We start from the raw sequence: 24,031 nt of genomic DNA, 5'->3' as shown, positions 1-24,031 counted from the left end.
ACTTAAGCGCGCCTCGCGGCTTTAACTATTGCTGGCGTGTTTTCCAATGTGGTATTCGCGCAGTTTGTTGGCAATGGCAGTATGCGAAACACCAAGCTTTTTGCCCAGTTGGCGACTGCTTGGGTAAGCCGGATACAGCCGTTTCAGAAGCTCCGACTCAAACCGTTTCATGGCGTCTTCCAATGTGCCTTCAAAACTCTCATCCACATAACCCCATCCGCTGGAAAAACTTGGTAATTGCAAATGTTCCGGCTCAAGCACATCGCCTTCGACCAATGAAACAGCGCGCAACAAGGCGTTCTCCATTTGCCGGACGTTACCCGGCCATGGGTATTGTTGCAACGCGTTTTGACAAGCCGAAGATACCCGGATGCGTTGACGGTGAGGCTCGGCAAAGCGAGCGATAAATCGCTCCGCCATGGGAATGATGTCCGACTTTCGATCTCGTAAAGCCGGAATATGCAGGGTTAATACATTCAATCGATAATACAAGTCTTCCCGGAAACTGCCCTTTTGGCAGAGATCGAGAAGATTTTTTTGAGTCGAACAAATAATTCTCACATCCGAATGATATTCCTTTTCATCGCCGACCCGGCGATAAGAGCCATCCTGTAACAAACGCAAAAATTTGTTCTGAAGCAAGGGGGACATATCACCAATTTCGTCCAGGAACACCGTGCCACCTTCCGCCAGTTCAACAATGCCTTTCTTCTCAGTTGTTGCACCTTCAAAAGAGCCGGCGGCATAGCCAAACAATTCACTTTCAGCAACGTTATCCGGCAGCGCTGCACAATTCAGAACCAAAAAGGGTTTGTCTTTTCTCAGACTATGCTGATGACAAGCCTTGGCAAGTAGTTCTTTTCCTGTACCCGTTTCGCCGGTAATCAATAAAGGAGCATCCAAGCCAGACATCCGTTTCGCCTGCCGAATTACTCGTTTCATCCCCTGGCTTTCAGCGATGATCATTTCGAACTGACCGGTTTGCTTGTGGTAGGCCGTCATCTGACGCCCTAATCGCTCGGGCGATTTAAAGGTAATGACGCCGCCGGCGAACAGACGATCTGCATCGTCGTTTTGTATATGAACCGGGTAAATATCGGCGAGAAAAGTACGGCCTTTCAATTGCAGATGCACGGATTCGGCTTCTGGTATTTCAGCGGACAGCCACTTGTTAAAGTTAAAACCTTTAACCCAATTTTTCAGTAATTTCCGACGTACTTCGTCTTCGGGTAACTGCAGGATATCCAGTGACGCCTCATTCGCAACGACGACGTAGCCCCGGGCATCAATGGAAATCACTGGCTCCGGCAACGTACGCAATAATGTACGCATTTCCTGTTGCTCTCGCTCCAACGGCATATAGGGCACCAGAGAAACATCATGAACGCCAGGGATCAATCGTATTTCAGGCATAAGATGCTGGAATTCATCAAATTCAACGTTGGGGAAATTCAGAAATATCTCGCCCGATGGATCAATTTCAATACCACGCAGGTCAATCTCATGATTAACCAGAATATCCAGAATTTCCGCACAGATACCAAGCCGTTCTTCACAGCGGATATACAATCTCATGCCAGCTCTCTCCGACAATATCACCGGGCTTACGCAAGTACGCTGCCCTGTTTTTGTAATTAATTATTTGCGAGAGAGGAAATTGCCCGAAAGCCCTGGTTTTGTCAACCATACTTTACAGTTAAAAACACCGGCATTTACACCAATGCGTCATTAAAACCAGTTCTACAGGAGTAGGACACCTACCCTGCTCTGCTGGCATCCCTGCCCATTTGGCTGGTTAGCCTAACAGAAAGAGACGAATCGCCAGAAATGCTAAGAAGCCACCGGCATGCCCAAATCGGGTTCGGCACCATATTCCGGAATAGCAACTCCCTGCCAGACTTGGGCAACCAGATCATCCAACGTCTGTTCAGGATAACGGGACAGCCAGACAGCAAGTCTTTCAGCAACATTGGGGTAGTCAATACGTTGCAGCGGTGCCCGGTGCAGAAAATGCTGAATAGCACTGGTATTAATATCATCGGTAGAGAGACCTAACCCCAACTGCACCAGGGCCAACGCATTGGAGGCTTGCTCCATCTGTCCTTTAAGCGGTTTGACCATAATTTTGCGGCCCAGGCTCAACGCTTCCGAAGCCAGTTCAAAACCTGCGTTACATATCACGCCATCGGTCGTATGCAGGCTTTCCTTAAAACCGTCCCTTGAGAACCCTTTCACCAGTACATTGTTGTGTCGACCTTCAGGTAAGTCTGCACAATGAAAGATAAACTGATGATCCACCGTCTTTAGTTCCGTTAACACACGCTCGCTCTTCTCGAAGGGCAAGTACACCAGGGTTTTTGACCCCGGAACGCCATGATGGTTGTCCGCCTCAATAATAGGCGGCAAAATAGGCAGGTTAAAATGATGCCAATGCACGCCAATACCCAGAGTAACCGGCGCAAACCATTTCATGATGGCGTCGGAGGCAAAGGAGTTGTCCGTCTTTGGAATCGCATGGTCAAACGCATATTGATGCCCGATACCGATACAGGGCATGCCCTGCTTGCGCGCCGCCCATGCCACGACGGGTTCAAAGTCAGTCACCACCAGATCATATTGGCGCAGATCCAGGGTTTTAATGTCCTGCAACATTTGCCCAAGCGAGACCTCGGCAAAGGTTTTTATCAAGTCTACCTTGCCGGCTTTGGTTGCAAATGACAGCCCGCGAAACACCTTAAACTCACCAAACGCAGCCATATCAAAAAACTTCTCCCGAGGACGCCCGGAGAACACCCAGTCGACCGCAATACCCTGCTCATATAAGGCAGCCTGCATGGCTCTGGCCCGGGTAATGTGACCATTCCCGGTACCTTGAACACCGTATAAAATTTTCATAGTAACCCTCCTGCGTTAATCGCATAAAACGCGACCGAAGAGCCCAATACGGCACCCACCACCGTATCGGTCGGGAAATGCACCCCGAGAAACACCCGAGACAACGCAACCCAAACCGACCAGAACAATAGAAATGGCAGCAACACAGGAAACTGGCTCGAGGCGAGCACCGTAAACAAAAAGGCAGCGGAGGTATGGCCCGAAGGAAAACTGAATTTGTCAGAAGGTACGACAAAGCTATGGAATCCCGATATTGCATCGGCTGGGCGATTCCGTCGAAAGCTGTTTTTTAACACAAAATAAATGAGCCGCTCACTGACAAACGCGAGTAGGTAAACCTTCAAAAAAGTGGCATGGGAAGGCCAGGAAAGTGCCGCAAAACACATGGCAAACAATGCGTACACCCAGCCATCCGCTGTTTTTGAAACCGCGCGGCCTAACGACGTTAGCATTTCACGCCGGCGCCGCGCCATACACCACTGAAACAGAGTCAAATCAAATTGTTGGATCGGTTCTAACCATTTCATAGCCTGTCCTCTTAATCCTCAGGACACATTATTCAGGTCAGTGTTTCAGTTCTGGGTCAGTGCGGTGAAATTTTCATGACAGGGGTCTGCTCAGTAGCAGACCAAGGGGCAACCGAAGCTCGCAGATTAAAGGGTCGGCACGATCGGATTTAAAAAAATGATCTTAGCCAAGCTTCACAAATAAGCTTTACCAACCCATTCATCTGCGAGAGTTGGAATGATTATTCGGCCGGTTTAAAGGTAGAGGTTTCCAAAGCCTTTTTCAGCTGTTCAACCCGTTCATCCAATTCTGTCATCAGATACGCTTTGGCAGGAACAGCCCCCCAAACAGGATTAGGCCAGGCAGGATCGTGCTGGGTCCGCACCACGTGATGAATGTGCAGTTGTGGCACTACATTCCCCAAGGCAGCGATGTTCATTTTGTCGCCGTCAAAGAGCTCCATCAGTCGTTCAGCAACAAAAGAACTCTCCCATACCAACTGTTCCTGATCATCGGTATCAAGCTGGTATATTTCGCTGATGTTTTCCCGTTGAGGCACCAGGATGATCCACGGATAGTTTGCATCCTTCATCAGCATTATCCGACACAGTGATAATGAGCCAATGAAGACACAGTCATTCTCCAGTCGATAATCCAGTTCAAACATTCCAAATCCTCTGAAAAGCTTTTCAATCGGGCGATACTCTACACTTTATGTCGATTTGTTCAACAATTGACAATACAAAAGTGACGCATGATCGCTATCATCATCAATTATGCAGAACTGATCCTGTGGCGCAATCGTAGAATGTTCGCTTGTGAGTAGTGCAATCGTCGCCAGTTAACCTTTTTAGGAACATGACGACATTCGTATGGCAACCCCGGAATGGCGGGCACAACAATCGTTCAATCCATGCAAACTAACAATCAGGGCTTATGACATCACATTGGTTAGCAAACTGGCCTTCAATGCCTGGAACAACGGACAACCCTTTCGTCAGCGATGGTTTTCTCACCGCTCTTGAATCGTCTGTGGTATGCCATCGGGAAACCGGATGGCAACCCAACCATTTGCTCATAGACGATCGACTTCGTGTCCCCGCTTACTTGAAATCCCATTCCTGGGGGGAGTATGTTTTCGACTGGGCATGGGCTAATGCCTATGAACAATACGGCCTTTCCTATTACCCAAAAATGGTTATTGCAGCCCCTTATACGCCGTCTATGGGTCCTCGCTTCCTCGGTGCGCGCGGAGTAGAGGATATCAACGCCATCATGACAACCTGTAAAAACCTGGTTATCGCTGAACGCTTGAGTGGTTTTCACATTTTATTTCCGAGCGTACAAGAACAACGTTGGCTGGACCAACTGCCTCTGCTGAAGCGAACGGATGTTCAGTTTCATTGGAAAAACCGTGACTACCGTGACTTTGACGATTTCCTGGATACCTTCAGTTCCAGAAAACGCAAAAATGTGAAGAAGGAACGCCAATCGATTTCACTGCAAGGGCTACAGCTACAGACGCTTGAAGGTAAAGACATCACAGAATCGCATTGGAACGCCTTTTATCAGTTTTACCATGCAACCTATCTGAAACGGGGTCGGCAAGGATACTTGAACAAAGCCTTTTTTGACGATGTACTGGCAAACATGAGAACGCAACTGGTATTAACGGTTGCCTATCAGGCCTCTAAGCCAGTGGCTGCTGCGCTGTTCTTCAAAGACGAGCATACGCTTTATGGTCGTTACTGGGGTTGCTTCGACGAATTTAATAATCTGCATTTCGAAGCCTGCTATTACCAAGGTATAGAATATTGTATCCGAAACAAGCTGGACCGATTCGATCCGGGAACCCAAGGTGAACATAAGATTGCCAGAGGCTTTGAGCCCACTTACACGCACTCCTATCACTGGCTCAGTCACCCGCAATTTTTTGAAGCCGCTCGACGATTCTGCGATGATGAAGCCAAAATGTCCCGGCAGTACTACCTCGACGTACAGGCGAATCTGCCCTTTAAACAGTCAGATACATAGGAAAACACATGCAATATTTACACACCATGGTGCGCGTAACCGATCTGGATGCGTCGCTACACTTCTATTGCGACCTACTCGGCCTGAAAGAAATCCGCCGCAATGACTACCCCAAGGGGCGCTTCAGTCTCATTTTCCTAGCGACCGAAGAAGGCGCTCCGGAACTGGAACTCACCCATAACTGGGACCCCGAAGAGTATGACGAGGGTCGGAACTTCGGACACCTAGCATACCGGGTCGACAATATATATGAAACCTGCCAAAAGCTTATGGATGGCGGCGTTGTAATCAATCGTCCACCGCGCGACGGTCACATGGCATTCGTGCGCAGCCCTGACAACATTTCCATAGAATTATTGCAAAAAGGGGATGACCTACCCTCCATGGAGCCCTGGGCCAGCATGGAAAATACCGGGCACTGGTAAGTGATGCTGGTCACTATTTCCGAACCCGTTTACAATCGCCGATCCCTGAATCAATACATTTAAAGGAACGCTCAATGCGCGCAAGTCGATATTTAATCGCGACTGTCAAAGAAACCCCTGCCGACGCTGTCATCGTCAGCCATAAACTCATGTTGCGTGCCGGGCTGGTTCGTAAACTGGCGTCTGGCTTGTACACCTGGCTGCCAACAGGTTGGCGAGTCCTGAAGAAAGTCGAAAATATCATCCGTGAAGAACTGGACCGCGCTGGTGCACAGGAAGTATTGATGCCGACCATTCAGCCTGCTGAGCTATGGGAAGAGTCAGGCCGCATTGACGCAATGGAAGGCCAGATGCTGAGAATGAAGGACCGTCACCAACGGGATTTCGTCTATGGTCCTACCCACGAAGAAGTCATCACAGACATTGCGCGTAATGAATTAAGCAGCTACAAACAGTTGCCAATGAATTTCTATCAGATTCAAAATAAGTTCCGCGATGAATTTCGACCACGCTTTGGCATCATGCGGTCACGGGAATTCGTCATGAAGGACGGGTACTCGTTCCATATCGACCAAGAATGTCTGAGCCGTGAATACGACAATATGTACCGGGCCTATTGCCGGATTTTTGATCGACTAGGGTTGGATTATCGCCCTGTTCTGGCAGACACCGGCGCCATGGGTGGCTCAGCTTCGCACGAATTTCAGGTACTGGCCGATTCAGGCGAAGACTACATCGTTTATTCAACCGACAGCGATTACGCCGCCAACATTGAACAGGCAGAAGCTCTCATGCCCAAAGGAGAGCGCCCAACACCTGGAGCAGAACTGCAATTGGTTGATACGCCCGATGCGAAAACCATCGACGAGTTGGTCACACAATTTGATTTGCCGATTGAGAAGACGGTGAAGACATTAGTTGTTGAAGCCAGTGAAGAGTCCGATCACGCGCTTATCGCTTTGTTGATTCGAGGTGACCACGAACTTAACGAAGTGAAAGCGGAAAAACTGCCGCAAGTAAAAGCGCCCTTAACCATGGCGACAGAGGCTCAGATTCGCGAAGCCATCGGTGCCGGACCCGGTTCACTCGGCCCTGTTAACCTGACGATTCCGTTTTTAGTCGACCGTGCCGTCAGCACCCTGGCTGATTTCGGCGCTGGCGCCAACACGGATGGTAAGCACTACTTCAACATCAACTGGGACCGTGATGTTGCCTTAACTGACATCGTTGATATCCGTAATGTTGTGGAAGGCGATCCAAGCCCCGATGGCAAAGGCACACTCAAAATCCTAAAAGGCATTGAAGTGGGCCATATATTCCAATTGGGAGATAAATACACCAAAGCATTGAAAGCGGAAGTGCTGAACCAGGAAGGCAAGGCGCAAACCATGTTGATGGGTTGCTACGGCATAGGGGTCACCCGTATTGTGGCCGCTGCCATTGAACAGAATTACGACGAAAATGGCATTATCTGGCCGGACGCTATCGCGCCGTTCCACGTTGGCATTGTGCCTTTAAATGCGCATAAGTCTCCTGAAGTCATGGAAGTCGCTGAATCACTGTACAAGCAATTGCAGGAAGCAGGCTTCGACGTGCTGTTGGACGACCGCGATAAGAAAACCAGTCCTGGGGTCAAATTTGCGGATATGGAACTGATCGGCATTCCACATCGAATTGTCGTCAGTGATCGGGGGCTGGAAAACGGCAAGCTAGAATACAAAGCCCGTGGTCAGCAAGACAAGATCGAAATCGACATTGCGGATGTATTGCAATACGTTCAGCAACAGTCGAAATAACTGACGCCAGAACAAGACTTTTAAACTTGAAAAACCAGGCTAAGCCTGGTTTTTTTATTTCGGTTAACAACGGTAAAAATCCGAACAAAGCCGGAATAAACGAACACAGTAAGATTTACAGCATGGCTTTTCGGGTCTACTATTTAATTCGAGGGTCACGCAAAAATCAGGAACCAAAAACCTAATCGTTTCGTCAGCTTTTGCACATTCGCAAAACTGATAAGGTTGCTCAAATCACCAATAAATAAAAAAGGAACAGCTCATGAGTATTCAAGCCTTAACCGTTGCAGATTGCATGGTACCCGCCCGGCTCATCATTACGCCTGAAACCACGATTCCAAAGGCCGTTGAAATGATGCTCGAAGCAAAACTCATTGGCGCACCCGTTGTGAACGAAGAGCGCCAGGTTCTGGGATATATTTCCGAGCAAGATTGCTTACGCTATATGATCAGCGACAACTACTACTCAGATCAACGCGACCTGGTTGGCGACGTTATGAAGCATGACGTTTTATTCGCTGAGCCAACAATGTCTGTCATCGATCTCGCTCAAATGATGTGTGGCGACAAGCCTAAAAAGTATCCAGTTTGCGAAAATGGGAAATTGGTTGGAGTTATCAATCGATCGCATATTTTAAAGGCTCTGTTGGACGGCCAACCTAGCTAAGTCTGCTTCAGCGCCTCTAACACGGAGGCGCTGTATTAGCTCTCTCGTTCGCTGAAAAACTATTCTGCGAATATTGCAATACATCTTTTGACCGCTTCTTTATCAAACCCTGACATCAATCTCGTAATCATCCCGAAATTCATTAGAATAGCGCCCTGCTTTGAATGAATGGAAACCGTCGCAATGCTACCTCGCTTACATGAATTGACCGAAGTTCAACAGTCATATCTGAACTATCTGGCCGCAGTTGAGGCTCAGGGGTTTTCCGGCGAACTGTGTCCGGATTATGCCAACCGAACGGTTTTGGCGACCGACAATTCCATTTATCAAGTGTTACCGCAAGCCGTTGTATATCCTCGCAGCACTGCAGACATTCAAATACTGACCCGTTTAGCTGCAAGCGATGAATGGCAACACGTAGTGTTATCACCCCGAGGCGGCGGCACCGGCACCAATGGCCAGTCATTATCTGACGGAATAGTTGTCGACCTATCCAAACACATGAATGCCATTCTGGAAATTAACGCCGAACAAGGGTGGGTACGGGTGCAAACAGGCGTGGTTAAAGATCAGTTGAACAAAGCGCTGAAACCTCATGGCCTGTTCTTTGCCCCGGAGTTATCCACCAGCAACCGGGCCACAATCGGTGGCATGATCAATACCGACGCCAGCGGCCAGGGTTCGGTCATGTACGGCAAAACGCGTGACCACGTCCTGGAACTGCAAACAGTCTTGCTCAGTGGCGATATCCTGAATAGCCAAAGTCTAACCGGCGATGAGTTAACCACTCTGCGTCAAGGAACCGACCGTATTGCACAAATTCATGCTACGGTCGATGACATATACCAACGACGTAAAGACGACATTCAAGCCAAGTTTCCACCGTTGAACCGTTGCTTGACCGGCTACGATCTTGCGCATATTTATGACAACGACCAATTCAATCTGAACAATATTTTGTGTGGCTCTGAGGGCACGCTTGGTTTTATCACTGAGGCCAAGCTCAGTGTTTTGAAGATTCCAAAGCTGTCCGCGCTGGTAAACGTTTTTTATGACTCCTTCGAGTCCTCTTTGCGTGACGCACAAAGTTTGATGGCTGCACAACCCACGTCTATCGAAACCATCGATTCAACCGTATTAAATCTGGCCAAGGGCGATATCGTTTGGCATTCAGTCAGTGACTTTTTCACGACCGACCAAGGCGACATAGCCGGTATTAATCTGGTGGAATACACAGCGGATACTGAAGCAGACTTACAAGCCGGGGTTGACAGGCTGACTCAACAGTTAACCGAGCAAACCGGAACCCCAGGAAAAAACATCGGCTTCTCTATTGCGATGGGCAACGCGAATGTTCAGCAAATCTGGGGCATGCGCAAGAAAGCGGTGGGCCTTTTGGGTAACGCAAAAGGCGAATCCCGCCCGGTGCCGTTCGTGGAAGACACTGCTGTACCACCGGAAAATCTTGCTGATTTCATCATGGAGTTCCGAGCGGTATTGGATGCTGAAAACCTGCGTTACGGTATGTTTGGTCATGTGGATGCAGGCGTGTTGCACGTTCGCCCAGCACTGGATCTAAAAGACGAAGTACAGGTTAAACTGGTTCGCAAGATTACCGATCAGGTTGTTGAACTGGTTCAAAAATACAATGGATTGCTCTGGGGCGAACATGGAAAAGGGGTGCGCTCGGAATTTTCGCCCGCTTTTTTTGGCGACCTATATCCAGAATTGCAAAACATAAAACGCGCTTTCGATCCATTCAACCAATTGAACCCGGGAAAAATTGCGACCAACCATCAGAACATACCGTTACTGAAAATTGATGAAGTCACGACTCGCGGAGAACTGGACCGAACCATTAGCCTGGAAAGCTGGACCCAATTTGGCGACGGTATGTACTGCAATGGCAATGGCGCTTGTTTTAACTTTGACCCCACTGATGCTATGTGCCCTTCTTGGAAAGCAACCCGAGAACGCAAGCACTCCCCCAAAGGTCGGGCCTCGTTGATCCGCGAATGGCTAAGGTTGTTGTCTGATCAAGGCATCAGCACAACAGAACTCAGCGCTCGGGAAAAAACAAAATTTCCATTGCTGCATATTGTTCCCCGGGCACTGAACAGCTGGCGGGCACGCCAAGGTGAATACGATTTTAACAACGAAGTCGCCGACGCAATGGCGGGTTGCCTTGCCTGTAAATCCTGTACAGGCCAATGCCCAATTAAGGTTGACGTTCCGGAATTCCGGGCACGTTTCTTACAGATTTACTACGGTCGCTATCTGCGTCCACTAAAGGATTACTTCATTGGCTTACTGGAATTCATCATTCCGCTGTTGACCCTCGCACCGTTTAAATGGCTCTACAACCAAACTATGTCAGCGAAGTGGGTTAAAGCACTGCTGCGCGACATTGCCGGCATGGTCGACAGTCCTCTGATCCATCGTATGAATTTTTCAAAAGAAATGAAAAAACGCGGTGTTTTCTACGCTGATGCGAACATGCTGCCCGGTTTGAATACCAGCGAACGGCAACGTTCGGTCATTCTGGTACAGGATGCCTTCACCAGCTTCTTTGAAACGCATGTGGTCATGGACATCATCGAATGTCTGCAGGTGCTTGGTTTTCGGGTCTGGGTTATGCCTTATTCCGCAAATGGCAAACCGCTTCACGTGCACGGATTCCTGCATACCTTCCGTTGGGTTGCCAACCGCAACCAGAAGAAACTAAAACGGCTTGCGAATTGTGGTATTCCGCTAGTGGGCATTGATCCATCCATGACCTTAACTTACCGTGCCGAGTACGCGAAATACGCCTCGAAAACCGTACCCGATGTTTTCCTGCTGCAGGAATTTTTGGCTCAGCATCTTGACCACCTTAAAGCACGCGCGTCCGACTTTAGCGCCGGCGAAATCGACTTCCTGGGGCATTGCACTGAAAAGACCAATGCCGCTGGCTCAATGAAAGATTGGAGCAATGTTTTTGCCAGCTTGAATCAGCAGCTCAACCATATCGCTGTGGGCTGCTGCGGTATGGCTGGCACCTTCGGCCACGAAACCCGTAACCGAGCCACGTCGGAGACCATTTATAATCTTTCCTGGCGTGACATTATTCAAACAGACTCGCCAACAAACATTGTCACCACCGGCTATTCCTGCCGTAGTCAGGTCAAACGACTGGATAAGAAAATTATCATGCATCCTTTGCAGTATTTGCTTAGCCAGTACACCAAATAGGGAAACTGCCTGACCGCCGAACTCTGGTTCCCAGTCAGGCTTTTTAACCACCTCATTGCTGTCCTATTAATATCATTGGAAACACGCACCAAAGCAAGTCACCAGAGCCACACAATCTCGATACCAAGGTGTGCGGATTGCTGCGAATCAGGCAACAAGGGACGAGCTGTAAAGGTTTCCGCACAACCGATAATCCAATCGATTCGCGTTATTTTTCATTTATCTGACGTCCGTCATTTCTCATTTTTACTATTTCGCCCAAGGTTAACCTATCATCAAGAAAAGCCACCCTATAAGGCTTCTGGAGTTAGCCATGTCCAATGCTCTCAGCGCGCATCACTACAACGATTTACTTGAACTAGCCGACGATTTATATCGCCGTCTGGATGGTCACATAATCATGGGCATTCCCATTGGTATCGGCAAAGCCACTCAATTGGTCAATGCCCTGTATCACCAGGCGAAACGAAACCCAGATTATCGTCTGGACATCCATACGGCGCTGTCATTGAGTCGACCAGAACTAAAAACAGACCTCGAAAAAAGGCTACTGGAGCCATTTTTTGACCGTCAATTTAAGGATGTACCTGAACTAGACTATACAAAAGATGCCAAACACAATTGCCTTCCGGGCAATGTGAATATTATCGAATTCTATTTCAAGCCCGGCGAAATGCTCCACGCAGCTAAGTCACAGCAGAATGTACTCTCAGCGAACTACACCCATGTTGCCCGCGACATGGTGGATCGACAGGTAAACCTTGTCACGCAAATGATTTCGAAAAAGCAGATTGATGGCACATGGCGCTACAGTCTGTCTTCAAACCCGGACGTTACCCTCGACTTGCAACGCTTGATGCGCAAAAAAAATATCGAGGACGGCAAAACACGCTTACTCATCGCGCAAGTCAACACCGAATTACCCTTCATGCCAAACGACGCAGAAATCAAACCCGATTTCTTCGACTATATACACGATGATCCCAAGCTATACAGCCCGCTATTCTGTACACCACATCAACCCATTTCACCCGTCGATCATATGATTGGCTTTTACACCAGCGCCCTAGTGAAAGATGGCGGCACCTTACAAATCGGCATTGGTTCATTGGGCGATGCCGTGGTCAATGCCCTACTGGTCCGTCACAATCAAAATTCCGATTACCGCCAATTACTGGAAAATACCGATGCTTCAGAAAAATTCCCCATTCTGAACAGTGAAGGTGGGTTCTCGCCTTTTACGACAGGCCTCTATGGCAATACCGAGATGTTGGTGCCTGGCTATATTGAACTGATTAAGGGTGGAGTTTTGAAACGCCGGGTTTACGACGATCTCGCTATTCAGAAATGCGTTAACAGCGGCCTGGACCCTGAAAAACCATCAACAGAATGGATTACCACGCTACAGAAACTGGGTGCCATTCAATCCATACTAACGCAAACAGACGTTAATTATCTGAAACATTGGGGCTTATTTAAGTCCGATGTCACGTTGGAACATGGCGAACTCAGGCAAGGGGAAAATGTCAATTCTACAGCTCAGATCAATGCTGATACGCTACAGTGGATTGAATCTCATGCGCTGGGTAGCGTTATCCAACACCCGACACTGATACACGCTGGTTTTTTTGTTGGCAATCATTATTTCTATCAAGATCTGCATCAGATGCCAGCGGACCAATTGGCAGAATTCAACATGACGTCGGTCAGCTTCACCAACCAATTGCACGGCGATGAAATGCTGAAACTAGAGCAACGACATCATGCCCGATTCATCAATGCCTGTATGAAAATGACTCTCAGCGGTGCCGCGGTCAGCGATGGCCTGGCCGATGGTAAGGTCGTCTCTGGCGTAGGTGGGCAATTCAACTTTGTCAGTATGGCCCATGACATTCCCAATGCCCGTTCGATCCTGATGATGCGGGCGTCACGCAAGAAAGCGAACAAGCTAATCAGTAACATCGTTTTTAACTACGGGCATATTACCATCCCCCGGCACATGCGCGATGTGGTCATTACCGAGTATGGCATTGCCGACTTGCGTGGCAAAAATGATCAGGAAATCATCCACGAACTGTTGAAAGTGGCCGATTCTAGATTCCAGCCTGCGCTGATTAAACAGGCACAACGAACCGGAAAGCTTCCGTTGGATTATCAGTTGCCAGAAAGTGCGCACAATAATACACCTGAGGCAATCTCAGATATCATGGCTGCGACCGGGCAACAGTTGTTTCCTACGTTTCCGTTCGGTAAAGAACTGACTGATGAAGAAGTCGTTATCGGCGGGGCTCTACGACGTCTTCAAGCGAACCTGAGTAAAGTTTGGCCACTACTGCCAGCCATCTTATTACCCACTTCGAAGCGTAAGATCGAAGATAACCGGCGCTATCTGGCGCGGATGAGACTAGATACAGCGCACTCGCCAAAAGAATGGCTGTTCCGTAAATTGTTGCTCAGTGTATTACCAACCGCGTCAAAAAGATAAGACCGGAAAAACTGACAAACCTGAACTACACTAAAAATTATTTCGCAGAGATCTGCCATGAAGTTTTTAGTGTTGCTCTGTTTTGCCTGTTTTTCCACCCTTTCCGCGGCTGCTGAAGGCAAAGAAGCGCTTAGAATCCTAACCTGGGAAGAGTATTTCGCCCCTGAAATGGCAAGCCTGTTTGAATCGGAAACAGGCGCGCAACTCGAATTTATTTACTATGACAACGATGAAGTTCGTGATCAGATCATGGCGGAGTCATCTGGTTTCGGATTCGACGTCATTTTGGTGGATGAAGTTGAATTGCCCGCTTATATTCGACAACAGTGGGTACAACCGATAGCCGAAAACACACTTCCCTACCTAAAAGACCATGGAACAACATGGCGTAACATCGTTCCCGAGGCGGTCGGTTTTGCTGTGCCCTACGGTTGGGGAACCTATGGTTTGCTATATCGGGAGGATCTGGTTGAAAACCCGCCCAGTAAATGGGCTGACCTGTTCAACCCTGACAATGAATTAGCCGGCTTCATTCAGATGACGCCGCAATCCGCGGAAATGCTAGCCATAGCACTCATGGCCCACGGCTATCCGCCTAATGCGCATGATCCGGCCGCATTAAAAGTTGCCGAACAGGCCTTGATCGCACAGAAACCTCTGGTGAAGGCTTATAAAACGACGGACTACGACGAAGACAGCAACCTGCTTAACAAAGGCATCGTTAAGGTCACAGTCTGTTACAGCTCTGACGCGGTGGTTCTACAGGAGGAGTTTGAGCATTTTCAGTATGTTTCGCCTATGGAAGGCAACATTTTCTGGATCGATTTCTGGGCTATCAGTGCAAAATCCACACAGCCAGATCTCGCGGTTCAATTCCTCAATTTTACAATGAGACCTGACGTGATCGCTGAAAATGTTGAGTACCAATACACCGCGACGTTCAGCCAAACTGCCTTAACCTTGATCCCTGACGAAATAAGGCAGAACAAAGCCGTATTTCCAAGCTTGGCGGAAGGGTTTACCACTTTGGGAGAACCAGATCGCAACTCTATTCGTACGATGATGAAAATAATAAATGCCCTTGAATTAGAGTAATGCATGAAACTGCAAACTCGGTTTTTATTGGATCTCGGCCTCCTGGCCTTGGTCACCATTGTTACCTTCACGTTGGTGTTACGTCAGGGTATCGACAATCTACAACAGCAGGAAACCGAATCCGCTTTGGCTAGCCATATGGCCTTAAGCCAATCCTTTATATCAGATGTATTGGACAACTTGGTATCAGACCTCGACCTGATCAGCCAGGACAGCATTACCCGACGATACTTCTCGACGGAAGAAATTACGCGTTATCAACTGTTTCATACGGAACTGACCCGTACCTTGAAAAGATACCTGATTCACCGTGACAGCTATGCGGAAATTGCCATAGTTCTCCCCGACAGTTTCAAAGAGGTTTACGTCGCCAATCATAGCTACCCGACGAGTGACTACGACAATAACCTCAACAATCTGCTCAGCAAGCCTTTCGACTCTAATACCCCGGTAACGTTTATGATCGAGCAGGTCGAATCCAATTATTTTGCACTCGTGGCTTATACCCCTATCGTCCGTCTGTCGAGCTTGCTGAAATCGGACATCAACCCGACGATGGGTTATCTGAAAGTGTCCATCGAACTCACCAGTCTGGCTCGCAAAATAAGTTCCCCACAAATACTGATGTCCATAAACCATAGCAACGAACACATATTCGATCCGCAGATTGCCGATTCACTCGGCATCGATGATCCCATGTCAGGTGATTTATCGCTAATCAGTGAAAAACGCAACATTCGCGATATTTTTGAATTACAAGCGACCGTTAAGAAAACGACATTAGTGGATGAATCTAAAAAATTATTTGTGAACAGCATTGTCTGGATACTCATTTCCATCATCAGCTTGCTCTTCCTGACCTTTGTTTTATTAAAACTGGTTATCCTGAAACCGCTGGCAACCTTTACAGCATTGATAGAACAATCCGATGTTTCAACCACAGCTGAACGCAAGCTAACGGCTTACAAAAACAATGAATTCGGTCGCTTGATGCAACGTTTCGATGACTTGATGCAACGTTTGCACGGCTCATCCAGAGAATTACAACAGCAGGCTTTCACCGACACCTTAACCGGTTTACCCAATCGCGCTGCCCTTTATCATTTACTCGAAAAGCAATGTCAGGAATATCCTGAGCAGCCCTATGCTGTGTTGTTTATCGATCTGGATGGATTCAAACAGATTAATGATAACTATGGGCACGATATTGGAGATGAACTCCTGATTGAAGTCAGTAAACGGCTCAGCTCCGTGGTTCGCGGCGAAACACTGGAGGAGATAGATCACCTGAATATTCGACAAGATGCTGTCATTCGCCTGGGAGGAGACGAGTTCACGGTGGTATTGCTTGGCGATTGCAATGCAGCGCTGATTGCGCAGCGCATCATTCACGCATTCCGATCCAGCATTATCATTGAAGGCAAATCTTTTTATACCGGCACCAGCATCGGAATTGCCAATTACCCAAGGGACGCAAATTCACCGGCGTTGTTAATACAGTATGCAGACCTTGCGATGTACAACGCCAAAGCGACGGGTAAAATGCGCTACTGCGCATTTACCCAACAAATGGCCGAGCAAGAAAGGCAGCGGCTGATCATTGAAGATACGGTACGCGAAGGAATTGAGTTCAATCGTTTCGAAGCTCATTTTCAGGCAAAAGTCGATAGCCGTACCGATACCATCGTTGGTGTTGAGGCCTTAGCCCGATTGAAAGACAGCCATGGTAAACTGATATCGCCCGGGCAGTTCATACCAGCGGCGCAAGCAAACGGCGTACTGGAATACATCACTTATGTAGTTACCGAACATACGTGCAAACTGTTGCAGCAACTGAATGAACCAGACTTTGTTGCCTCGGTAAACATTTCGCCCAGTCAACTGAATGATCTACGTCTGATTGCAGACATTCGCAGCATTATGTGGCGCTATGGCATTCAACCCAGCCAGATAGAGTTTGAAATCACCGAAGAAGAGCTGGTTACTAACTTTAAAGTGGTCAGTAAAAACCTGGAGTTGCTGCGGAAGTTTGGTTTTCGTACGGCTTTAGACGACTTTGGTTCAGGCTACTCATCGCTCGGACAGCTGAAGAAATTCAGATTCGACACCCTGAAGCTTGACCGAGATTTTGTCAGTTCTGAAGACTACAATTCCACTGCCGCCATTGGTGTTATTACCAGCATTAAATCTCTGGCAGAGACACTCGATATGGCCATCGTCGCCGAAGGTGTGGAAACCCAAAATCAGCTGGAATTCGTTCAATCCGCCGGGATTTTCACCATTCAAGGGTATTATTGTTCCAGACCATTACCTTTCGCGAATTTCATTGAGTTATTTCAACAGCAAAAATCATTAGGCACACAAAAGTCTCTGCCCGAAGTCTAATCCTCTGAACTGTGCCCCGTTTATGGTGACCCTCAGTTTGATTGGGGCAAGGAGCGTTGCAAATAAGTAGGCTTCAATCTATGACCCTGACTGACGGTCATCCAAGGTAAAAACCTGTTTTGCGCATTTATCAATAGCAATTATGTGCTCGTTGCTTAGAATGCCAGCTCTGCTTTTAATTAGTAACTTGGAATCCTATTCTCATGACCACATGGACGCCCGCATCCTGGCGCGAAAAGACCATTCGCCAATTACCTCAATACAAAGATCAACAGGCTTTAGCCGACGTTGAAAGCCAACTTGCTCTATTGCCACCTTTGGTATTTGCGGGGGAAGCCCGTCAGTTGAAAAGTGAACTCGCGAAAGTATCCCGTGGTGAAGCCTTTTTATTGCAAGGTGGTGACTGTGCTGAAAGTTTCAGTGAATTCCACAGTAACCATATACGCGATACTTTTATGGCGCTGTTGCAAATGGCGGTTGTATTGACCTTTGGCGGTCAGAGTCCGGTTGTGAAAGTTGGCAGAATTGCCGGTCAGTTCGCCAAACCTCGTTCGGCTGACGATGAAACAATCGATGGCATCACTTTGCCATCCTACCGTGGCGATATCATTAATGATATCCAGTTCACGGCCGAATCCCGTGAGCCTAACCCTGAGCGTATGCTCAAAGCCTATCACCAGTCGGCTTCTACTCTGAACCTGATAAGGGCCTTCGCACAGGGAGGGTTAGCGGATTTGCATCAGGTTCATCAATGGAACCAAAATTTTGTCGCGGAAAGCCCGCAAAGCGAGCGGTACCAAACCTTGGCGGATCAGATCGATGAAGCATTGGCGTTCATGAGCGCCTGTGGCATCAACCCCGGCAATACCCCGCACATCCGAGAAACCCAGTTCTATACCTCGCATGAAGCGCTGTTGTTGCCTTATGAGCAAGCGTTGACCCGGCGCGATAGTCTCACCGGGGACTGGTATGACTGTGCTGCTCACATGCTCTGGATCGGCGATAGAACCCGACAGTTAGACAGTGCACATATTGAATTCTGCCGTGGCATTAAAAACCCCCTGGGATTAAAAGCCGGACCGTCCACCGACCCAGACGATTTGATTCGATTAATCGATATACTCAATCCGGAAAACGAAGCCGGTCGACTGAACCTGATTGTCCGCATGGGCGCTGACAATATTGCGGAACACTTCCCTGCCCTGTTACAACGGGTTAAAGCCGAAGGCCGTAACGTGGTTTGGAGTTCAGATCCAATGCATGGCAATACCATCAAAGCCAGCACCGGATACAAAACCCGTTCAGTTGACGCGATACTGTCGGAAGTGAAAGACTTTTTCGCAATTCACAAAGCGGAAGGTACGTACGCTGGCGGCGTTCATTTTGAAATGACCGGAAGAAACGTCACTGAGTGTATCGGCGGTGCTTTCCAGATCAGTGAGACTGACCTTGCCGACCGGTATCACACCCATTGTGACCCACGTTTGAACGCAAATCAGGCGCTGGAACTGGCTTTCCTGATTGCCGATGCGCTGAAGTCCGCACGTTAGTAGAAAAGATAACCACAAAAAAGCGCCAAACGGCGCTTTTTTTTATCTCAGAGTTTTCCTGAGAGAGCGATTTAGACCACTCTGATATGCCAGGGCTCATAACGGACCCCGAGTTTATTGTTCGCTGTATAGCGGATCTGAACATAACCCAGATCCTGAAGGCGTTTGAACTCATCGGTACTGGCAAAAGCGGCTGTAAAATTTTGTAAACCACCGCCTACCTGACCGACATCGAAATCTCCAATCGCATGGTAGGAATGGCCCGGAGGCGCAAGAGACCGGCTCGCTCGGGATAGATTGCCGGATGCCTGCACCGTCTTTGCCATGAACAGTTGATACTGTTTGACGACATTACGTACACCGCTGGTCAAAATCAGAGAATCGCCGACTTCACCGCGAATTTTTTTATAAAACTCTTCAGGATGCCCTCGAAAAACGTAATGTCCCGTACCGGGCATTTTCACGACTTCTTTGTCAGGTATAACATTGGTTTGCTTGCTGATGACTTTTTCACCTAAAAAGCCCAGCTGGCTTGAATCATAGTCGAACATAAAGTCCAGAAACTGCAGTTCGCTCTCGGTAAAAGCACCAATGCGTGGAGAATATTTCGCGTATTTCAGCGCATCATCGAACGAAATGACATTGAAGTTCCCAAATCCGACGTAATCTTGAACGCGGTTGATGCGCTCCAGAGTATCGACCAGTAACTTATAATTGGCTTCCGTCAGAATCACATCGTCATTAAAGTTAGTTTCAAAATTAGTGATTTTTTCCTGAACCGTTTTCGCACTACCTTCAGGTTTGGCAATTTCAACATTCTTGTTGCTGGCTTGCTCTTTGGTCAGAACGATTTCTTCAATGGGTTGCTCAATAATAGGCGCGGTTTCAGCCTGGGCAATCGTCACGTCAGCTTGCAATTGGTCAGTTTTATGTTGCTCGTAAGCCAACGCAGGACGAGACTGTGCGTGCACTGGCGGATGCACAATCTGTTCGGTGAGCGTTTGAATCATTATCCCTTCGTCACTGGTCGGATTTGCTGCGTTGAGGACTTTGGCTGCGGCTTGACTAGCTCGGTGTTCAACCGGTATAGGGATCGCTAAATTGTTCTGTCTGAGCATGTCAAATGAAGCATAACCACCTCCGACAAGCACCGCAGAGGCAGACAGGGACTGTTTAATAAAATCACGACGCTTCACTAAGGGTCTCCGGACAACAATCTAAACAATGGTCGATATTAAGTATTGTCGTTTTTTTCATATATGCCAGTACTTTATCATGACACTATCTATGTTAAACACAAAATCCACAAAACTTTCCATAAGACAATAAAAACCGGAAGCGAGTGTCAAATTCCCGACGAACGTATGATCAACTTCGGCGTTTCAAGACCTTCAACTCCGTTCCTTTGCCTCGGCTTTGGCCCGGATAAAATGCGAATGATGTAAGTGCAACATATCGCTGACACGCCGGATTCGGTGGTCTTCATATTTATCTAACCGGCCATCGGCAAAGGCGACTCGCCACAAATCAACTAACAGCAAATAACGCTCCTGCTCTCCATAATGTTCGTTGATGATATGAGTAAACTGGAAAAGGTCATAACTTTCTTTCTGACGCTGCATCGCTGTATCGACACATTCGCGCACTTCTTGACGAGATAAACTCATCCGCTCACTTAAAATCTGGCTTACACATTCTATTTCGGTCTGATCCATATCATGGTCAGCCATCATGACTTCTATTAATAATACCGCCGCGGCATCATCAACTGATAAGCTAACGGGACCCGATTCATGGCTTTTAAAAAAGTTTAAAATCTGAGAAAACATGGCTGAATCGCTCCTTTCACGGGTTTGACCATTAAGGGATTTGCAAACCTCTTAACGAATGAAATGCTTCGTGCGTCTTGAACGCAAACTTGTTATGTTGGCAAAAACTCACGGTAGTGGTCTTCTCCGGCCAACCTGACCTGAACAGATATCCACTTCATCATAATGTTTGTTTTTCACAATGAAACCAGAACTGGGAGTAAATATCCGGTATGAACCTCACGACACCCGCCCTGCTTTTTCCGGCAATATCGCTACTGTTACTCGCGTATACCAATCGTTTTTTGGTTATTGCCCAACTTATCCGCTCACTTTATAAACAAAATGATGAAGACCCGAATGTGGACATCCGCAAACAGATTTTACACTTGCGGGTCAGAATCGAAGCCATACGAAGAATGCAGGTCGCCGGTGTCAGTTCCTTTATTCTATGTGTTATCACGATGTTCACATTGTTTTTTAACTGGGTGCTGCTAGCAAATATCCTGTTTGCGACTTCGCTGATTTTATTACTGATATCACTGTGTTTCAGCTTATATGAAGTTCACATCAGTGGTCAGGCTCTGAATTTGCAATTAAAAAATCTGGAACACAGAAAAGAATAACCTATAGACGGCCTGCTGACCCCGCGAAAACGGGGTCTGTTCTGCGACGATGCCCTTTCAAAACTACTCTCAGGCCAGCAAGTTCACCAGAATATTGAAGTACATCTCAGTCAACTTATCTAAATCATCAATGGCGACACATTCATCTACCTGATGAATAGTACGGTTAACCGGTCCCAGTTCGACAACTTGAGCACCAGTTGGCGCAATAAATCGACCATCAGAGGTACCACCGGCAGTAGATAAAATGGGTTCTTTTCCATTCACATCTGCCACCGCTTGCACGGCGGCCGCGACCAACGCTCCGCGGTCGGTGAGAAAGGGTTGCCCTTTAACTTCAAAACGAAGGTCATAATCAAAGTTGTGCCGATCCAATATATCCCGAGTTCTCTGTTGCAGGATTTCCGCTGTCACTTCGGTGCTGAAACGGAAACTGAACATTATTTCTGCGGTTCCGGGAATCACATTCGAGGCCCCGGTACCGGAACTAATGTTTGAAATCTGAAAGGAGGTGGCCGGAAAATAGTCATTGCCTTCATCCCACAATTCAGTGGATAAATCGGCAATCGCAGGCGCCACTAAATGAACCGGATTTTTGGCCAGATGAGGGTACGCAACGTGCCCCTGCACGCCTTTAATGGTCAGATAACCTAGCATGGAACCTCGACGGCCATTTTTGATGGTATCTCCGACCTGCTCAGTACTCGAAGGTTCACCGACCAATGCCCAATCGATCTGCTCCCCACGACGTCCCAATTCCTCCATCACAGCAACAGTGCCATGGTAGGCATCACCTTCTTCATCCGAAGTAATGAGATACCCGATGCGACCTTTGTGGTTTGGGTATTGCTGCACGAAACGCTCACTGGCCACCACCATGGCTGCAAGACTGCCTTTCATATCGGCCGCGCCACGGCCGTATAGCATGCCGTCTTTTTCAGTCGGCTCAAAGGGCGGGAAAGTCCACGCATTTGGACTTCCGGTAGGTACCACGTCAGTGTGACCGGCAAACACGAACAGTGGACCGCCCTGACCATGCACAGACCAGAGATTATCAACGTTTTCAATTCGCATGGATTCGTTCTGGAACCCACATTTTGCCAAACGATCGGCCATTAATTGCTGACAGCCTTTGTCGTCGGGCGTCACGGAATCACGGGCGATTAACTGACAGGTCAGTTCAAGGGTTTCAGATTTCATCTTGACTCAGCTCACACTTATACGGAAAAGGTCGCTATCATACGCACAATCAGCTAGGGATTTAAGAGGTTTAGATGCAGGTAAGACAGAGATTAACGGATTGGTTAAAACACTATTCACCGAGTCCGGTCAAATCCTTAGGCTACTTCACCAGTGGCGGTTTTCTATTTGCGGGTGGACTGATGGTCATTTTGCTCGTGGAAAAATTCGCCAATGACGGATTATCCCAGGAAATCATTGCCCTATTCGGGTTAATAATGGTATCTATTGGCGGCAGCATTGCACTGTGGGGCTATCTCAATATAAGTCTCATAAAAGTTATTATTTATATACTGGAACCCAACAGCAACGATGACAAACGCCCCTGACATTGAAATTTACGTCAATGATATTACCGCCTCCGATGCAGAGCGATGGCTTTCCAGCCTGTTTAACACCATCGAACCCCAGCCCAAAAAGAAAGGCATGCCCAAAAACAGTTTTCCTTATCAGGTGCACTGGCAATCCCGCCAGTTTCAGGTCATCGTCTTCGACAACGTCGAACAAGGCTTTACCAGCATCTGGTTTAATGCAACGTCATTGCCATGGGTTGACGATTTGGCCTGTGCACATGAAGCAGCACCGTTTTTTCAGCGATCCGTCCGGGTGACAGCCGGTGGTTGGAACGCCCACGCAGATCCCGATGCTTGGATTGAGGTCAATCATGCAGGTGAACAAACCCCCATTATCTGGAAAACCGCGTAAAAACCAACACTGTCCGAAACAGTAGACATTAAAAAAGCGGCTTAAAGCCGCTTCATTATAATTTTGGAGACGTTTATTTCTGACGCATAATGGTCACGTCTTCTGCTTGCAGCCCTTTAGAGCTTTCAACCACACCGAAACGAACACGTTGACCTTCCTGCAGGGAACGATGTCCGCGGCCCCGAATGGAACGAAAATGGACAAACACGTCTTCACCGCTTTCACGGGTTACAAAACCGAATCCTTTACTGACGTTGAACCATTTGACCTGACCTTCTTCACGGTCGTCTTCATCAAATTGTGCGACCAAAGGCTGAGCAATTGCCTGATATAAAATGACCAAAACCAGAACCACCAGTGCAACAACGACATAGGCTAATGTCTTTACTGACGACATACCCAAACTTAAGATTTCACTGACCTGCAAAGTCTGCAGACCCGGCACTACGGACAACGCACCTGCGAGGATAACAGGCGCAACGGCAGCAACAATTACACCCGCACCCAATCGAACTAACCACAATTTAAACTTCATAATTCAACTCGTTATATTGACTGTTTTTAACACTAATCGTCGGCACGT

The 24,031-nt window shown here is 47.9% G+C and carries 20 protein-coding genes; 12 read left to right on the top strand and 8 right to left on the bottom strand.

The genetic code is table 11. The features are described from left to right. Window positions 1-21: 21 nt before the first annotated feature. From tyrR to IYN85_RS04220, 4 genes are all read right to left on the bottom strand, one after another. Window positions 22-1,575 carry a transcriptional regulator TyrR gene (gene tyrR / locus IYN85_RS04235; protein WP_196157583.1) on the bottom strand — a complete coding sequence of 518 codons (1,554 nt, stop codon included), beginning with the start codon at window positions 1,573-1,575 and terminating at the stop codon, window positions 22-24. A 255-nt stretch (window positions 1,576-1,830) separates the two neighbouring features. Next, window positions 1,831-2,895 carry an MJ1255/VC2487 family glycosyltransferase gene (locus IYN85_RS04230; RefSeq protein WP_196157582.1) on the bottom strand — a complete coding sequence of 355 codons (1,065 nt, stop codon included), beginning with the start codon at window positions 2,893-2,895 and terminating at the stop codon, window positions 1,831-1,833. Continuing rightward, a complete protein-coding gene (locus IYN85_RS04225; protein WP_196157581.1) occupies window positions 2,892-3,422 on the bottom strand; it encodes a phosphatase PAP2 family protein in 531 nt (176 codons plus the stop codon). Before IYN85_RS04225 ends, IYN85_RS04230 begins: the two co-directional genes overlap by 4 nt. Window positions 3,423-3,643: 221 nt before the next feature. Beyond that, window positions 3,644-4,069: an HIT domain-containing protein gene (locus tag IYN85_RS04220; protein WP_196157580.1), complete on the bottom strand. Its 426-nt coding sequence runs from the start codon at window positions 4,067-4,069 to the stop codon at window positions 3,644-3,646. Between the two features lie 269 nt (window positions 4,070-4,338). Here IYN85_RS04220 and IYN85_RS04215 point away from each other — a divergent pair, with 269 nt between their 5' ends. The 9 genes from IYN85_RS04215 to IYN85_RS04175 all read left to right on the top strand — a co-directional run bounded on the left by IYN85_RS04215 (window position 4,339) and on the right by IYN85_RS04175 (window position 19,070). Beyond that, window positions 4,339-5,436, top strand: a complete 1,098-nt coding sequence (locus IYN85_RS04215) for a GNAT family N-acetyltransferase (RefSeq protein WP_196157579.1) — start codon at window positions 4,339-4,341, stop codon at window positions 5,434-5,436. An 8-nt stretch (window positions 5,437-5,444) separates the two neighbouring features. Next, complete coding sequence (locus tag IYN85_RS04210; RefSeq protein ID WP_196157578.1) at window positions 5,445-5,861, top strand: VOC family protein; 417 nt, start codon at window positions 5,445-5,447, stop codon at window positions 5,859-5,861. 74 nt (window positions 5,862-5,935) lie between these two features. Next, entirely contained in the window at window positions 5,936-7,657 is a 1,722-nt protein-coding gene (locus IYN85_RS04205) for a proline--tRNA ligase (protein ID WP_196157577.1), read from the top strand. A 262-nt stretch (window positions 7,658-7,919) separates the two neighbouring features. Continuing rightward, on the top strand, window positions 7,920-8,324 hold the full coding sequence (locus tag IYN85_RS04200; protein WP_196157576.1) for a CBS domain-containing protein: 405 nt from the start codon (window positions 7,920-7,922) through the stop codon (window positions 8,322-8,324). Between the two features lie 183 nt (window positions 8,325-8,507). Then, window positions 8,508-11,555, top strand: coding sequence for an FAD-binding and (Fe-S)-binding domain-containing protein (locus IYN85_RS04195; protein ID WP_196157575.1), 3,048 nt, complete (start codon window positions 8,508-8,510; stop codon window positions 11,553-11,555). Between the two features lie 313 nt (window positions 11,556-11,868). Next, window positions 11,869-14,040: an acetyl-CoA hydrolase/transferase C-terminal domain-containing protein gene (locus IYN85_RS04190; protein ID WP_196157574.1), complete on the top strand. Its 2,172-nt coding sequence runs from the start codon at window positions 11,869-11,871 to the stop codon at window positions 14,038-14,040. 57 nt (window positions 14,041-14,097) lie between these two features. Next, window positions 14,098-15,135, top strand: coding sequence for a PotD/PotF family extracellular solute-binding protein (locus tag IYN85_RS04185; protein WP_196157573.1), 1,038 nt, complete (start codon window positions 14,098-14,100; stop codon window positions 15,133-15,135). A 3-nt stretch (window positions 15,136-15,138) separates the two neighbouring features. Then, complete coding sequence (locus tag IYN85_RS04180) at window positions 15,139-17,520, top strand: bifunctional diguanylate cyclase/phosphodiesterase (RefSeq protein WP_196157572.1); 2,382 nt, start codon at window positions 15,139-15,141, stop codon at window positions 17,518-17,520. A 203-nt stretch (window positions 17,521-17,723) separates the two neighbouring features. Then, window positions 17,724-19,070: a class II 3-deoxy-7-phosphoheptulonate synthase gene (locus IYN85_RS04175; protein ID WP_196157571.1), complete on the top strand. Its 1,347-nt coding sequence runs from the start codon at window positions 17,724-17,726 to the stop codon at window positions 19,068-19,070. Between the two features lie 71 nt (window positions 19,071-19,141). Here IYN85_RS04175 and IYN85_RS26325 read toward each other — a convergent pair whose 3' ends face one another. Next, the gene (locus IYN85_RS26325; RefSeq protein ID WP_196157570.1) at window positions 19,142-20,266 is read right to left on the bottom strand and encodes a M15 family metallopeptidase; all 1,125 of its coding nucleotides are present in this window, start codon (window positions 20,264-20,266) and stop codon (window positions 19,142-19,144) included. A 195-nt stretch (window positions 20,267-20,461) separates the two neighbouring features. Next, window positions 20,462-20,899: a TerB family tellurite resistance protein gene (locus IYN85_RS04165; RefSeq protein WP_196157569.1), complete on the bottom strand. Its 438-nt coding sequence runs from the start codon at window positions 20,897-20,899 to the stop codon at window positions 20,462-20,464. 212 nt (window positions 20,900-21,111) lie between these two features. On the opposite strand from IYN85_RS04165, the gene IYN85_RS04160 reads away from it, so the two are divergent. After that, window positions 21,112-21,504, top strand: a complete 393-nt coding sequence (locus tag IYN85_RS04160; RefSeq protein WP_196157568.1) for a DUF2721 domain-containing protein — start codon at window positions 21,112-21,114, stop codon at window positions 21,502-21,504. 69 nt (window positions 21,505-21,573) lie between these two features. Here IYN85_RS04160 and dapE read toward each other — a convergent pair whose 3' ends face one another. Then, window positions 21,574-22,704 carry a succinyl-diaminopimelate desuccinylase gene (dapE, locus tag IYN85_RS04155; protein WP_196157567.1) on the bottom strand — a complete coding sequence of 377 codons (1,131 nt, stop codon included), beginning with the start codon at window positions 22,702-22,704 and terminating at the stop codon, window positions 21,574-21,576. Between the two features lie 74 nt (window positions 22,705-22,778). Between dapE and IYN85_RS04150 the strand changes: the two genes are divergently transcribed. Together IYN85_RS04150 and IYN85_RS04145 are read left to right on the top strand one after the other, a co-directional pair. After that, window positions 22,779-23,072 carry a hypothetical protein gene (locus IYN85_RS04150; RefSeq protein ID WP_196157566.1) on the top strand — a complete coding sequence of 98 codons (294 nt, stop codon included), beginning with the start codon at window positions 22,779-22,781 and terminating at the stop codon, window positions 23,070-23,072. Continuing rightward, the gene (locus IYN85_RS04145; protein WP_196157565.1) at window positions 23,056-23,448 is read left to right on the top strand and encodes a hypothetical protein; all 393 of its coding nucleotides are present in this window, start codon (window positions 23,056-23,058) and stop codon (window positions 23,446-23,448) included. Before IYN85_RS04150 ends, IYN85_RS04145 begins: the two co-directional genes overlap by 17 nt. Before the next feature lie 73 nt (window positions 23,449-23,521). Here IYN85_RS04145 and IYN85_RS26270 read toward each other — a convergent pair whose 3' ends face one another. Beyond that, the gene (locus IYN85_RS26270) at window positions 23,522-23,983 is read right to left on the bottom strand and encodes a cold-shock protein (RefSeq protein ID WP_304627145.1); all 462 of its coding nucleotides are present in this window, start codon (window positions 23,981-23,983) and stop codon (window positions 23,522-23,524) included. Between the last annotated feature and the right edge of the window lie 48 nt (window positions 23,984-24,031).

The sequence above is a fragment of the Reinekea sp. G2M2-21 genome (assembly GCF_015687175.1).
In the GTDB taxonomy this organism is placed as follows: domain Bacteria; phylum Pseudomonadota; class Gammaproteobacteria; order Pseudomonadales; family Natronospirillaceae; genus Reinekea.
The sequence above is the reverse complement of the archived record's forward strand: the minus strand, read 5'-3'. Positions and strand labels throughout refer to the sequence as shown.